At 74.0% G+C, this 12,139-nt stretch carries 11 protein-coding genes and 1 riboswitch; of the genes, 5 read left to right on the top strand and 6 right to left on the bottom strand.

What is annotated here, in order from left to right; translation table 11 throughout:
• Window positions 1-171: 171 nt before the first annotated feature.
• From A0J59_RS08380 to A0J59_RS08370, 3 genes are all read left to right on the top strand, one after another.
• Window positions 172-882, top strand: coding sequence for a metal-dependent transcriptional regulator (locus A0J59_RS08380; RefSeq protein WP_064315815.1), 711 nt, complete (start codon window positions 172-174; stop codon window positions 880-882).
• A 138-nt stretch (window positions 883-1,020) separates the two neighbouring features.
• Window positions 1,021-1,210, top strand: a riboswitch (cyclic di-AMP (ydaO/yuaA leader).
• A 2-nt stretch (window positions 1,211-1,212) separates the two neighbouring features.
• On the top strand, window positions 1,213-2,016 hold the full coding sequence (locus tag A0J59_RS08375; RefSeq protein ID WP_047232427.1) for a C40 family peptidase: 804 nt from the start codon (window positions 1,213-1,215) through the stop codon (window positions 2,014-2,016).
• 187 nt (window positions 2,017-2,203) lie between these two features.
• Window positions 2,204-3,151: a universal stress protein gene (locus A0J59_RS08370; protein ID WP_064315792.1), complete on the top strand. Its 948-nt coding sequence runs from the start codon at window positions 2,204-2,206 to the stop codon at window positions 3,149-3,151.
• 11 nt (window positions 3,152-3,162) lie between these two features.
• Here the strand turns inward: A0J59_RS08370 and A0J59_RS08365 are convergent, their stop codons facing one another.
• The 5 genes from A0J59_RS08365 to ddaH form a co-directional block, all read right to left on the bottom strand.
• The gene (locus A0J59_RS08365) at window positions 3,163-4,014 is read right to left on the bottom strand and encodes an ABC transporter permease (RefSeq protein WP_047232429.1); all 852 of its coding nucleotides are present in this window, start codon (window positions 4,012-4,014) and stop codon (window positions 3,163-3,165) included.
• A complete protein-coding gene (locus tag A0J59_RS08360) occupies window positions 4,014-5,015 on the bottom strand; it encodes an ATP-binding cassette domain-containing protein (RefSeq protein WP_047232430.1) in 1,002 nt (333 codons plus the stop codon). The genes A0J59_RS08365 and A0J59_RS08360 overlap by 1 nt, the downstream gene beginning before the upstream one ends.
• Window positions 5,016-5,278: 263 nt before the next feature.
• Entirely contained in the window at window positions 5,279-6,562 is a 1,284-nt protein-coding gene (locus A0J59_RS08355; protein WP_064315791.1) for an aminotransferase class I/II-fold pyridoxal phosphate-dependent enzyme, read from the bottom strand.
• A 10-nt stretch (window positions 6,563-6,572) separates the two neighbouring features.
• A complete protein-coding gene (gene rocD, locus A0J59_RS08350) occupies window positions 6,573-7,832 on the bottom strand; it encodes an ornithine--oxo-acid transaminase (RefSeq protein WP_064315790.1) in 1,260 nt (419 codons plus the stop codon).
• Complete coding sequence (gene ddaH / locus A0J59_RS08345) at window positions 7,829-8,743, bottom strand: dimethylargininase (RefSeq protein WP_064315789.1); 915 nt, start codon at window positions 8,741-8,743, stop codon at window positions 7,829-7,831. The genes rocD and ddaH overlap by 4 nt, the downstream gene beginning before the upstream one ends.
• Window positions 8,744-9,047: 304 nt before the next feature.
• Here ddaH and A0J59_RS08340 point away from each other — a divergent pair, with 304 nt between their 5' ends.
• Window positions 9,048-9,935, top strand: a complete 888-nt coding sequence (locus A0J59_RS08340) for a PadR family transcriptional regulator (RefSeq protein ID WP_082918855.1) — start codon at window positions 9,048-9,050, stop codon at window positions 9,933-9,935.
• A gap of 101 nt (window positions 9,936-10,036) precedes the next feature.
• Here the strand turns inward: A0J59_RS08340 and A0J59_RS08335 are convergent, their stop codons facing one another.
• A complete protein-coding gene (locus A0J59_RS08335) occupies window positions 10,037-10,663 on the bottom strand; it encodes a TetR/AcrR family transcriptional regulator (RefSeq protein WP_064315787.1) in 627 nt (208 codons plus the stop codon).
• 54 nt (window positions 10,664-10,717) lie between these two features.
• Between A0J59_RS08335 and A0J59_RS08330 the strand changes: the two genes are divergently transcribed.
• Complete coding sequence (locus tag A0J59_RS08330) at window positions 10,718-12,139, top strand: DHA2 family efflux MFS transporter permease subunit (RefSeq protein WP_064315786.1); 1,422 nt, start codon at window positions 10,718-10,720, stop codon at window positions 12,137-12,139.

The following is a 12,139-nucleotide window of genomic DNA, read 5'->3' as shown; positions in this document are numbered from 1 at the left end:
ACGGGTGCCGGAGCGTCCGGTGGGGGCAGGCACCACGGGTTCTCCCGCGCGGCCCCCGGGCCGGGTCACGGGCTCGCCATAGACTGTCCCCAGCGGCCCGCCGGTGCGGGCAGGCGCCCCGTGGCGACGACGACCGGGCGCCCCGAGCCGACGAGCGACTGGGAGCGTGACGTGACCGATCTGATCGATACCACCGAGATGTATCTGAAGACGATCTACGAGCTCGTGGAAGAGGGCATCGTCCCGCTGCGCGCGCGCATCGCGGAACGCCTCGGGCACTCGGGCCCCACGGTGTCGCAGACGGTCGCGCGCATGGAGCGCGACGGCCTCGTGGTCGTCACGGGCGACCGCCACCTGGAGCTCACGTCCGTCGGCCACGACAAGGCGACGCGCGTCATGCGCAAGCACCGGCTCGCGGAGCGGCTGCTCACCGACGTGATCAAGCTCGACTGGGAGTACGTGCACACCGAGGCGTGCCGCTGGGAGCACGTCATGAGCGAGCTCGTCGAGGAGCGCCTCATCGGGCTGCTCGACCACCCGCACTTCGACCCGTACGGGAACCCGATCCCGGGCCTGCCGGAGCTGGGGGAGCAGTTCGAGGAGGTCGACTTCCTCGACGGCGTCGTCTCGCTCCCGGTGCTCCTCGCGGAGCACGGGCGGGACGGCGCGGAGGTGCGCGTCGTGCTCCAGCGGATCGCCGAGCCGATCCAGGTCGACGTCGAGCTGCTCGCGCGGCTCGCGGAGGCCGAGGTGCTGCCCCGGCGGACGCTCGTCGTGCGGTGGGCCGGGGACGGCGGCGTGACGGTGCAGGGGGAGGGCGCGGAGGTCGTGCTGGACCTGCCCGACGACGTCGCGCGCCACCTGTTCGTCGCCCGCGGCTAGTCGTCCGTTCACCACCAAACGAGCCGTGACCTGCGACGATGCGATCGTCCGCATCGATTCGTAATGGGAACGTGACTTTTGCCGAGGCGTCATGTACGGTCGGTGCTGCTCCATCGGAAGACACGTCCGGGGGAGTCCTCACGCGGAACGCCTAACCCTGTCACCGCGCGAGGCCAACGACGACCCGATGACAGGGACGGGGGACCCACTTCCGGGTGCTGGAGACAGCGCCCTTGGGGTGAAGCCCGACGGACCTCGGTCCGCCGGGCCGGGTGACTCTTCCACCCGAACCCGACAGCTGACCTCGCAGGCGTCTTGGAGAGGCACAAAGTGACCGTGAGCACGACTCGCGCCCGCCACCGCGCGGCGCGGCGTCCCGTGACGCCACTCAGCTCTATCGCCCAGGCCGCGTCGGACCAGATGTCGACCGTCGGTCGCCGCACCGCCGTCGTCGCCGCGTCCTCGGGCCTCATCGTCTCGATGATCGGTGCCGCCGCCCCGGCGACCGCCGCCCCCGTCGACAACGAGTCCGGCAAGCTCAACGCCGTCGACCTCAGCGCCCTCACGGCGCAGGCCCGTCAGGCTCTCGAGGCCGCCCCCGCGGTGACCGTCGCGGCCGACGCGGCGTTCACGATCGAGCAGGCCGCCGCGCCTGTCACCGTGACGCCCGCTCCCGAGCCGGAGCCCGAGCCCGAGCCGGAGCCGGAGCGCACCACCCAGACGAGCCGCTCGCAGGAGCGTCAGTCGCAGTCCGAGGCCCCTGCCCAGCAGGAGGCGTCCGTCGACGTCCCCGCGTCGGCCTACGGCTCGACCATCGTCTCGATCGCCGCGCGCTACGTGGGCGTCCCCTACGTCTACGGCGGCACCACCCCCGACGGCTTCGACTGCTCGGGCTTCACCAGCTACGTCTACGCGCAGGTCGGCATCAGCCTGCCGCGCACGTCGAGCGCTCAGGGCTCCGTCGGCACCAAGGTGTCGCGCGACCAGGCGCAGCCGGGCGACCTCATCTGGACGCCGGGCCACATCGCGATCTACGCGGGCGACAACATGATGATCGACGCCCCGCGCCCCGGGAAGACCGTCCAGTTCCGTCAGATCTGGCAGTCGAACCCCACCTTCATCCGCGTGGCCTGATCGCCCACGCTCTCAGGGCCCCAGCGGTCACTGGCCTGACGAACCCCGTCCCCTCGCGCATCGTCGCGAGGAGGCGGGGTTCGTGGCATTCTTGACGTGTTCGTGACTCGTGGCAGACGGACGGGCGCGCTGGTCTCGGCTAGGTTGGTCGTCCGATGGCACCGGGCCGTCGAGAGGAGAGTCGCTCATGACCCGCACGGAATCCGTCCTCGTCGGCGTCGACGGCTCGGCACCGAGCCTGCACGCCCTGGACTGGGCCGCGGCGTACGCGCTCCAGGTGGGCTGGCCGCTCCACATCGTTTGCACCTACTCCTTGCCGTCGTTCACGGCGGCCTCGCTGGACGGCGGCTACGCGGCGCTCGACGACTCGGCCATCCAGGAGGGCGCGCGTGCCGTCCTCGAGGAGGCGCGCGCCCGCTCCGAGGCTGCCGGGGTCCGGACCACGGCCACGGTGACGACGGGGGACGCCGCGGGAGTGCTCGTCGAGATGTCGCGTGAGCACTCGCTCGTCGTCGTCGGCACGCGCGGCAGGGGCGGATTCACCGAGCGCCTGCTGGGCACCGTGTCGTCGGCACTGCCCGCGCACGCCCACTGCCCGACCGTCGTCGTGCCGTACCGCTCCGACGCGAAGGACGCCGAGGGCGCGCCGCAGGAGCTGCCCGCCGTGAAGCCGCTACGACGCATCGTCGTCGGCGTCGACGGGTCGCCCTCGGCGGAGATCGCCCTGCGCCACGCGATCCGTCAGGCGCAGGCCTGGGACGCGGAGCTCGTCGCGGTCGCGGGTGTCCCGGTCGGAGCCGGCGCCGGTCTCCTCGCGTGGCTGCCCGCGTCGATCGACCACGAGCAGGTACTCGCGGACATCACCGAGGGCCTGAACGTCATCATCGACCGCCACGAGGCGGAGCACCCGGGGCTCACGATCAAGCGCATCGTGCTCGACGGCACGGGCGCGGAGCTGCTCACGGAGTTCTCGACGGCCTCCGACCTCATCGTCGTCGGATCCCGCGGTCGCGGCGGCTTCCGGGGGCTCCTCCTCGGCTCCACGAGCCAGGCGGTCCTGCACCACTCGGCGTGCCCGGTCATGGTCGTGACGAAGAAGTGCGAGGACGACGCGCCGGCGTCCGAGGACGGCTGACCGACGACCGGTCAGCTCCGGTTGCGGTAGAGCCGCATCGTGATCGGGGCGAGGACCGCCGTCAGGACGACCGACGCGACGAGGACCCACACGATCCCCTCCGTCGCCGGCTCTCCCGCCATGAGGCCGCGGACCGCGGTCACGAGGTGCGTGACGGGGTTGACCTCGACGAACCGCTGGAGCACCACGGGCATCGTGGACGGGTCGACGAAGATGTTCGACGCGAACGTCAGCGGCATGAGCACGAGCATCGACGTCCCCATGACGGCGTTCGGCGAGCGCAGCACGAGCCCGAGCGCGGTGAACACCCAGCTCAGCGCGAACGCGAACACGAGCAGCAGCACGATCCCGAGCACCACCCCCACCACGCCGCCCGGCGGACGGAAGCCCAGGACGAGGCCGAGGGCGAGCGTCACGACCGACGCGATGGTGTAGCGGACGGTGTCGCCGAGCAGCGCTCCGACGATCGGGGCGGGCCGCCACACCGGCAGCGACCGGAACCGGTCGAACACGCCCTTGCTGATGTCCGTGTTCATCGTGTAGCCGGTGTAGATCGTCGTGAAGAGCACCGCCTGCACGAGGATGCCCGGCAGGAGGAACTGCAGATAGCTCTGCACGTCCCCGGCGAGCGCGCCGCCGAACAGGTACGTGAACATGAGCGTGAAGATGATCGGCGAGACGGTGACGTCGAAGAGCTGCTCCGGCACGTGCTTGATCTTGAGCAGCGCGCGCCACGTGTAGGTGAAGGTCGCGGACACGGGCGAGGGGCGCGACGGCCGCTGCTCGAGTGCGACGGCGGCCCGCAGCGCGTTCGCCTCCGGCGCGCGCAGCTCCGCGGCGGTGATGGTGGGGTCGACGGCCATCAGGCCACCTCCTCGATCGTCTCGTCGTCCTCCATGGGCTGGCCGGTCAGCGCGAGGAACACCTCGTCGAGGCTCGGCTGGCCGAGCGTGAACTCGGGCACCACGATGCCCTCGTCCCCGAGCGCGGGCAGGATGCGCGCGACGTCGGCCGCGCCGTCGTCGGGCACGCGTGCCGTGAGCGCGTACGGGTCGTTCGCGAGCGTGATCTCCGTGCCGAGCAGCGCGCCCACGACCTCCGCCGCCCGGCCCCGCTGCGTCGCGTCGGCGAGGCGCAGGTGAACCGCGCCCTCGCCCACCGACCGCTTGAGCTCCGTCGCGGTGCCCTCCGCGATGACCTTGCCGTGGTCGATCACGGCGATCCGGTCGGCGAGCTGGTCCGCCTCCTCCAGGTACTGCGTCGTCAGCAGGACCGTCGCACCGTCGGCGACGAGCACGCGCACGATGTCCCACACCTGGTTGCGGCTGCGCGGGTCGAGGCCCGTCGTCGGCTCGTCCAGGAAGATCACGCGGGGGCTCATGACGAGGCTCGCGGCGAGGTCGATGCGGCGCCGCATGCCGCCCGAGTACGTCTTCACCTGGCGGTCGCCCGCGTCGCCGAGGCCGAACGCCTCCAGGAGCTCGGCCGAGCGCCCGCGCGCCGTGCCCCCGAGGAACCCGTACAGCCGCGCGAGCATCACGAGGTTCTCCGTGCCCGTGAGGTCCTCGTCCACGGACGCGTACTGCCCGGTGAGCCCGACGACGGAACGCACCTTGTCGGCGTCGTGCACCACGTCGTGGCCCAGCACGCGCGCCGTCCCCGCGTCGGGCCGCAGGAGCGTCGCGAGCATGCGGACGGCCGTCGTCTTGCCCGCGCCGTTCGGCCCGAGCACGCCGAACACGGTGCCCTCGGGGATGAGCAGGTCGATGCCGTCGACCGCCTTGGTCACGGACTTCCCGGTCGTGAAGTGCTTGACGAGGCCGCGCGCCTCGACGGCGAGGTCGCCGCGTGCAGTGTCGGTCATGTCCCCTCCGCGGGATGGTCGTTCGTCGCTGCCGACGAGCCGCCCGGCTCCCCGGGCCACCCACGCACCGACCGTCGGGGCCGGCAGAACTCATCGGTCGTGCACGTCTTCCATCCTGCGCCGCGCCGGTGCCCGACGACCAGTGCGATTCGTCAGGAGCAGAGCGGAGTGTGGTTGCGCGAAGTAGAGCCTCCGGTCGTGAGGTAGAACCCGTGGGGTTCTACCTCGCGGCCGGAGGCTCTATCTCGCGGGGTAGGAACCCTCTACTGCGCGGCAGCCTCCGCGGCGGCGAGGAGGACGCAGGTCGCGACGCCGTCCATGGCGACGCGGACCTCCTCGATCGGGGGGAGGGTCGGCGCGAGGCGGAGGACCTTGTCCTCGGGGTCGTTGCCGTAGGGGAACGGGGCGCCGGCGGGCGTGAGCGCGATGCCGGCTGCCTTCGCGAGCTCGACGACGCGCGACGCGGTGCCCGGGACGACGTCGAGGCTGACGAAGTAGCCGCCCTTCGGCTCGGTCCACGACGCGACGCCGGCGTCGCCGAGACGCTCGGCGAGGATGCTCGTGACGGCGTCGAACTTGGGGGCGATGATGTCGCGGTGCTTGCGCATGTGGGCGCGCACGCCGTCGGCGTCGCCGAAGAACAGCGCGTGGCGGAGCTGGTTGACCTTGTCCGGGCCGATGGACTGGGCGGACAGGTGCTTCTTGTACCAGGCGACGTTCGCGGGGGACGACGCGAGGAACGCGACGCCGGCGCCGGCGAACGTGATCTTCGACGTCGAGGCGTAGAGGATCACGCGGTCGGGGTGGCCGGCCTCGGCGGCGAGGGAGATCGCGTCGGCGCTGCGGACCTCGTCGTCGGTGAGGTGGTGCAGCGCGTACGCGTTGTCCCACAGGATGCGGAAGTCCGGCGCCGCGGCGGGCACGGACACGAGCGCGCGCGCCACCTCCTCGGTGACGACCGACCCGTCGGGGTTCGCGTAGGTCGGCACGACCCACATGCCCTTGATGGTGGGGTCGTTCGCGACGAGCTCGGCGACGGCGGCGGCGTCGGGGCCGTCGGCGGTCATGGGCACGGTGACCATCTCGATGCCGAGGGCGTCGCACACGGAGAAGTGGCGGTCGTAGCCGGGCACGGGGCAGATCCAGCGGACCTTCTCCTCACGGCCCCAGGGACGCTCGGAGCCGGGGACGCCGAAGAGGGTCGCGTACGCGAGCGTGTCGTACATGAGCGTGAGGCTCGCGTTGCCGCCCGCGAGGAGCTGCTCGACGGGGACGCCGAGCAGCTCGGCGAAGATCTCCCGGAGCTGCCGGAGGCCGTCGAGGCCGCCGTAGTTGCGGACGTCGGTGCCGTCGGCGTCGGTGTGCACGCCCTCGCCCGGGAGCGCGAGCAGGGCCTCGGAGAGGTCGAGCTGCTCGGCCGAGGGCTTGCCGCGCGTGAGGTCCAGCTTCAGCCCCAGGGCCTGCAGGTCGGCGTAGGCGCGACGCAGGTCGTCCAGGGACGACGCGAGGGTGGTGGTACCGGGTGCGGTGTGCTCGGGCGTGGTCACCCTCCGGACTCTACCGACCCCGCGCAAGGACCGTGAGCGCGTCCTCCAGGGCGGACAGCCCGGTCTCGAGGTCGTCGGCCGAGATGGTCAGCGGGGGAGCGAGGCGGATGGTGGAGCCGTGCGTGTCCTTGGCGAGGACGCCGCGGGCGAGCAGGGCCTCGCACAGGTCGCGCCCCGTCCCGCGGGCGGGGTCGAGGTCGAGCCCCGCCCACAGCCCGAGGCCGCGGGCGCCGTCGAGCAGCCCCGCGTCGACGAACCCGCCGAGCCGGTCCTGGAACCGCGCGCCGAGCTCGCGCGCCCGGCGCTGCGGCTCGCCGGAGGCCAGGAGGTCGACGACGGCGAGACCGACCGCGCACGCGAGCGGGTTGCCGCCGAACGTGCTGCCGTGCGTGCCCGGGGTGAGCACCGCGAGCACGTCGCGCCGACCCACGACGGCGGACACGGGCAGGATCCCGCCGCCGAGCGCCTTGCCGAGCGTCACCAGGTCGGGGCGCACGCCCCACGTCTCGGTCGCGAGCGTCGTGCCCGCGCGGCCGAGCCCGGACTGGATCTCGTCCGCGACCAGCAGGACGTCGCGCTCGGCGGTGAGGGTACGCAGGCGCGGCCAGTAGTCGGCGGGCGGCACGACGACGCCGGACTCGCCCTGCACGGGTTCGAGCAGCACCGCGACGGTGGTCTCGTCGATCGCGGCGGCGACGGCGTCGACGTCCCCGTACGGCACGAGGCGGAAGCCGGGCGTGTACGGGTCGAACCCGCGGCGCGCGTCCTCGTCGTCGGAGAACGACACGACCGTCGTCGTGCGGCCGTGGAAGTTCCCGGAGCCGACGACGATCGTCGCCTCTCCCGGTCGCACGCCCTTGACGTCGTACCCCCACTTGCGCGCGGTCTTGATCGCGGTCTCGACCGCCTCGGCGCCGGTGTTCATCGGGAGCACGAGGGAGTCGGGCCCGCCGGTGGTGAGCGGCCCGACGAGCGCGGCGAGCGCCGCGGCGAAGGGGTGCAGGAGGTCGTGGTCGAACGCGCGCGACGTGAGCGTGACGCGGCCGAGCTGCGCGGTCGCGGCCGCGACGAGCGCAGGGTGCCGGTGCCCGAAGTTGAGGGCGGAGTAGCCCGCGAGGAAGTCGAGGTAGCGGCGGCCGTCGACGTCGGTGACCCACGACCCCTCGGCCGTCGCGACCGTCACGGGCAGCGGGTGGTAGTTGTGCGCGAGCGCGTCGCGCGGCGTCTCGTCCGCCGGCCGGGCGACCGGGCGGACGTCCTGCGCGGTCACGACGCGCTCCCGGCGGCCGCGGACGATCCTGCGGCCATCTCGCGGATCTCGAGCGTGCAGCACTTGGCGCCGCCGCCTCCGCGCAGCAGCTCGGACGTGTCGACGGCGATCGTCTCGTAGCCACGCTCGCGCAGCGCCGCGGCGAGCCGCTCGGCGCGCGGGGCGTGCACGACGTGCGCGCCGTCGCTCACCGCGTTGAGGCCGAGCACGACGGCGTCCTCCTCGGTCGCGAGGAGCGCGTCGGGGTACCGCTCGCGCAGCACCTCCTGCGCCGCGGGCGAGAACGCGGGCGGGTAGTAGACCACGTCGACGGGCGGTGGGCCGGTGAGGGCGGGGTGCGCGCCGCCGTCGGACCCCCGGACGCCCGACGCCTCACCGGAGTCCCCGCGCAGCACCGTGAGCGCGGTGTCGAGGTGGTAGAAGCGCGGGTCGACGAGCTCGAGCGTCACGACCTCGCGCCCCCACAGCGCCGCGGCCTCTGCGTGCGCGGCGCGGTCGGTGCGGAAGCCCGTCCCGGCGAGCACGACGTCTCCCGCCACGAGGAGGTCGCCCTCGCCCTCGTTGACGTGCTCGGCGAGGTGGGTGACGTAGCCGTGGTCGGCGAACCACTTGAGGTAGGCGGGGCCCTCGGGCCCGCGCTCGGGGTGCGTGAACCGCGCGGAGTAGACGAGGCCGTCGACGACGGTCGCGCCGTTGGCGGCGTAGACCATGTCCGGCAGGCCCGGGACGGGGTCGATCGTCTCCACGGTGTGGCCGAGGTCGCGGTAGGTGTCGCGCAGGCGCTCCCACTGGGCGACCGCGAGCGGGGTGTCGACCGGGGTGCGCCGGTCCATCCACGGGTTGATCTCGTAGCTCACGGTGAAGTACGTGGGCCGGCACATGAGGTAGTGCCGGGGCTGGCCTGGGCGCATCGCCGCCTCCTCGCGGGAGCCGGGCCTGCCGGGGTGGTGCGGCCCGGGTGGTGGCCGGACGGGGGATGCGTCCGGTGCTGATGGTGGGCTGCCGGTTGGCTGCTGGATGCCAGCGTACGTCCGCGACCCGGGCGCGTCCTGGGACGACGCGCTCTCACGCAGGGTGTTGACAGCGATATTCTATCGATATATCGTTACCGTATCGCTGAGCCCGAGACGCGGCTCGCGACCACCGCGAGGCCGCACCGGCCCGCCACCGCTCCGCGGATCACCCGGAGCCCCACGAACACAGGAGACACAGCCCATGAGCCACGCACACCAGCACCGGGGGAGGACCCCGGAGAACGTCCAGAACATGTCCCAGCCGTTCGGCGCGCGTCCCGGGCCGCGCCCGGACCGCCGTCGTCGCGACGGCTTCCCACCCGTGCCCGACGACGCGGCCTGGTTCCGCGGCGACGGCCCCTCCGGCCGTGGTCGGGGCGGCGCGCGCCGCGGCGGTGGCCGCGGGTTCGGCGGCCCGGCCGACGGCGGGCGGGGCTTCGGCCCCGGCGGGCCGGGCGACGACCGGCGAGGGTTCGGCCCGGGCTTCGGGCCGGGCGGCCCCGGCGGTCCCGGGTTCGGCCCGGGCCACGGCGGTCGTCGGCACGGCGGTCGCGGTCGTGGCCCCGGGCGCGCCGGTCGCGGCGACGTCCGCGCCGCCGTCCTGCTGCTCCTCGCCGAGCAGCCCATGCACGGCTACCAGGTCATCCAGGAGATCGCCGAGCGGAGCGAGGGCCAGTGGCGCCCGAGCCCCGGCGCGGTCTACCCGGCGCTGAACCTGCTCCAGGACGAGGGGCTCGTCGAGCTCTCCGCCGACGGCGGGCGTCGCCTCGCGACGCTCACCGAGGCGGGAGCCGCGTACGTCGCGGAGCACGCCGCCGAGCTGGGCGACCCGTTCGCCGACGCCGCCGGTCGCGGCGGGCGCTCGCGGCGCGAGCTGCGCGCGGGCGTCGAGGCCGTCGCCGCGGCGGTCCACCAGGTCGCCCGTACGGGCACCGACGAGCAGGCGCAGGCCGCGGCGGAGCTCCTCGAGCGCACGCGCCGCGAGCTCTACCTGATCCTCGCCGGCCCGGCTGCGACAGGCGCGGCGTCCGCCGCGGGCGACGCCGCGCCCGTCGAGGACGCGCCGGTCGAGGGCGAGCCGACCGCCTGACCTCCCCGACCCGCCGAACCCGGGGTCGCTCCCCACCCGCAGCCGCGGACGAGGAGCGACCCCGGGTTCGGCGTCTCTGCGTCCGCCGACCCGGTGGGCGTTCAGTCCTCGCTCGGGCCGAACGCCGCGAGGAACGTGTCCACGCCGTCGTCGATCGTGCCGCGCAGCTCGGCCGGGTCGAGCACCCGCGAGCCGTACCCGCTCGTGACGAGCGCGTCGTCGGCCACGAGCGCGAGGAGCTGGCGGGCCGCGCGACGCGGGTCGCGCACGCGCAGCCGCCCCGCGGTCGCGAGCTGGGCGAGCTTGCCCGCGAGCCGGTCGATCGTGCGTTCCCGGCTGCCCCGGCTGACCTCGTCGACGACCGCGGGGAACCGCGCGCGCTCGCCGAGCTGGAGCCGGATCACGGCGGCCCCGTCGTCGTGCGTCACGCAGCCGACGAGGGCGTCGCCGAGCCGCGTCAGCTCGCCCCGCAGGTCGTCGCCGTCGAGGTCGATCGCGTCGATCACGGCGTCGACCCGTTCGTTCGCGCGCCGCGCGCCGCGTCGCAGGGTCTCCTCGAACAGCGTGGCCTTGTCGCCGAAGTGGCTGTAGACGGTCGGCTTCGCCACCCCCGCGACGCGGGCGACCTCGTCGATGTTCCCGCCGTCGTAGCCGTCGCGGGAGAACACCTCGAGGGCGGCGTCGAGCATCGCCTCGCGGCGGTCCGTGCGGGGCTGGGCGGTGGTCATGGCTTGATCTTACCTGGGGGTTGTGCAGACTGAACTCCTGCGTATAGTGAACGCATGAGTTCAGTTTCGGAAACCAGGGAGTTCACCGGAGCGTCCGGCGCCGCGCGGTCGAACGCGGGCATCGTCCTCCTCACCGCGGGCGGGGTCCTCGCCCTGCTCGCCACGACGATCGTCGGCGCCACGGTCCCCGCCCTCGCGCACGAGCTGGGCGCGGGGTCGTCGGTGCACTGGGTCACGACGGCGTACCTCCTCGCGACCGCCGTCGCGATCCCGCTCGGAGGGTGGGCGAGCCTGCGGTTCGGGGTGCGCGCCACGTGGCTCACAGGCCTCGCGGTGTTCGTCGTCGGGGCGACGGCCGCGGCGCTCGCCCCCGACCTGGGGACGCTCGTCCTCGCGCGCGGGGTCCAGGGGCTCGGGGGCGGAGCACTCGAGCCGCTCATGCTCACCGCCGTCGCGCGCGCCGCGGGCCCGGCGCGCATGGGCCGGGTCATGGGCGTCGTCGCTGCCGCGATGTCGATCGGTCCGCTCGCCGGGCCGGTGCTCGGCGGCGTCGCCGCGGACACCGTGGGCTGGCGGTGGTCGCTCGGGCTCATCGCCGTGCTCGGGGTGGTCGTGCTCGTCGGGTCGGTCGTCACGGTCCGCGACGCCGAGCGGACGCCGGTCCGGCTCGACGCCGTCGGCCTCGCCCTCCTCGCGACCGCGACGTCGACCGCGCTCGTCGCGCTCTCCCGCGGGGCCGCGGCCGGTGTCGACGGCGGGCTCGTCACGCTCGTCGTCGTGTCGGCGCTCGGCTTCGTCGCCTTCGTGCTCGTCGCCCGGCGCCGCGGGGCGGCGGCGATCGTCGACCTCGGGACGTTCCGGTACCCGGGCTTCGCCCCGGGCATCGTCATCATGGCGCTGCTGGGCCTGTCGATCTACCCGCTGTTCTTCGGCCTGCCGCAGTACCTCGTGAGCGTCGCCGGGCTCTCCGCGTCCGTCGCGGGCGCGATGCTCGTGCCGTACGCCGTCGGGACGCTCGTCGCGATGCCCGTCGCGGGTCGGTTGAGCGACCGGCTCGGCGCGCCCCGCCCGGTCGCGGCAGGCGCGGTCGTCGCCCTGGTCGGAGCGGTCCTCCTCGTCACGAGCGGACCGTCGACCCCGTTCGCGGTGTTCGTCCTGGCGTCCCTCGCGATCGGGCTGGGCCTCGGCTCGATCGGCAGCCCGACCGTCTCCGCGGTCTATCGCGCGCTGCCGGTCCCGCTCGTCCCCTCGGGCAGCACCGTGCTCTTCATCGGCAACCAGCTCGGCGGGGCGCTGGGCGTCGCCGTCCTGGCGGCGGTCCTGGCTGCGGCCGGCGGCTCCGGCGCGGGAGGGTGGCCCGCGGCCGCGGGCGCCTCGCCGTTCTGGCTCGCCGTCGTCGCCGCGGTGCTCGTGGCGGTGCTCGCCCCGACGCTCCGCGCGCCGGCGGTCTCACCGACCGCCGGTGCTGCCGCGTGA

Source organism: Cellulosimicrobium sp. I38E (assembly GCF_001647255.1).
GTDB classification, from domain to species: Bacteria; Actinomycetota; Actinomycetes; order Actinomycetales; family Cellulomonadaceae; genus Cellulosimicrobium; species Cellulosimicrobium cellulans_E.
Note: the sequence above shows the minus strand (reverse complement) of the source record. Positions and strands in the feature narration are given on the sequence as shown.

Coding starts and splice junctions, on each gene's coding strand:
- A0J59_RS08370 (WP_064315792.1), top strand. CDS start 2,204: ATGACCCGCACGGAATCCGTCCTCGTCGGCGTCGACGGCTCGGCACCG.
- A0J59_RS08365 (WP_047232429.1), bottom strand. CDS start 4,014: ATGGCCGTCGACCCCACCATCACCGCCGCGGAGCTGCGCGCGCCGGAG.
- A0J59_RS08360 (WP_047232430.1), bottom strand. CDS start 5,015: ATGACCGACACTGCACGCGGCGACCTCGCCGTCGAGGCGCGCGGCCTC.
- ddaH (WP_064315789.1), bottom strand. CDS start 8,743: ATGCGCCCAGGCCAGCCCCGGCACTACCTCATGTGCCGGCCCACGTAC.
- A0J59_RS08340 (WP_082918855.1), top strand. CDS start 9,048: ATGAGCCACGCACACCAGCACCGGGGGAGGACCCCGGAGAACGTCCAG.
- A0J59_RS08335 (WP_064315787.1), bottom strand. CDS start 10,663: ATGACCACCGCCCAGCCCCGCACGGACCGCCGCGAGGCGATGCTCGAC.
- A0J59_RS08330 (WP_064315786.1), top strand. CDS start 10,718: ATGAGTTCAGTTTCGGAAACCAGGGAGTTCACCGGAGCGTCCGGCGCC.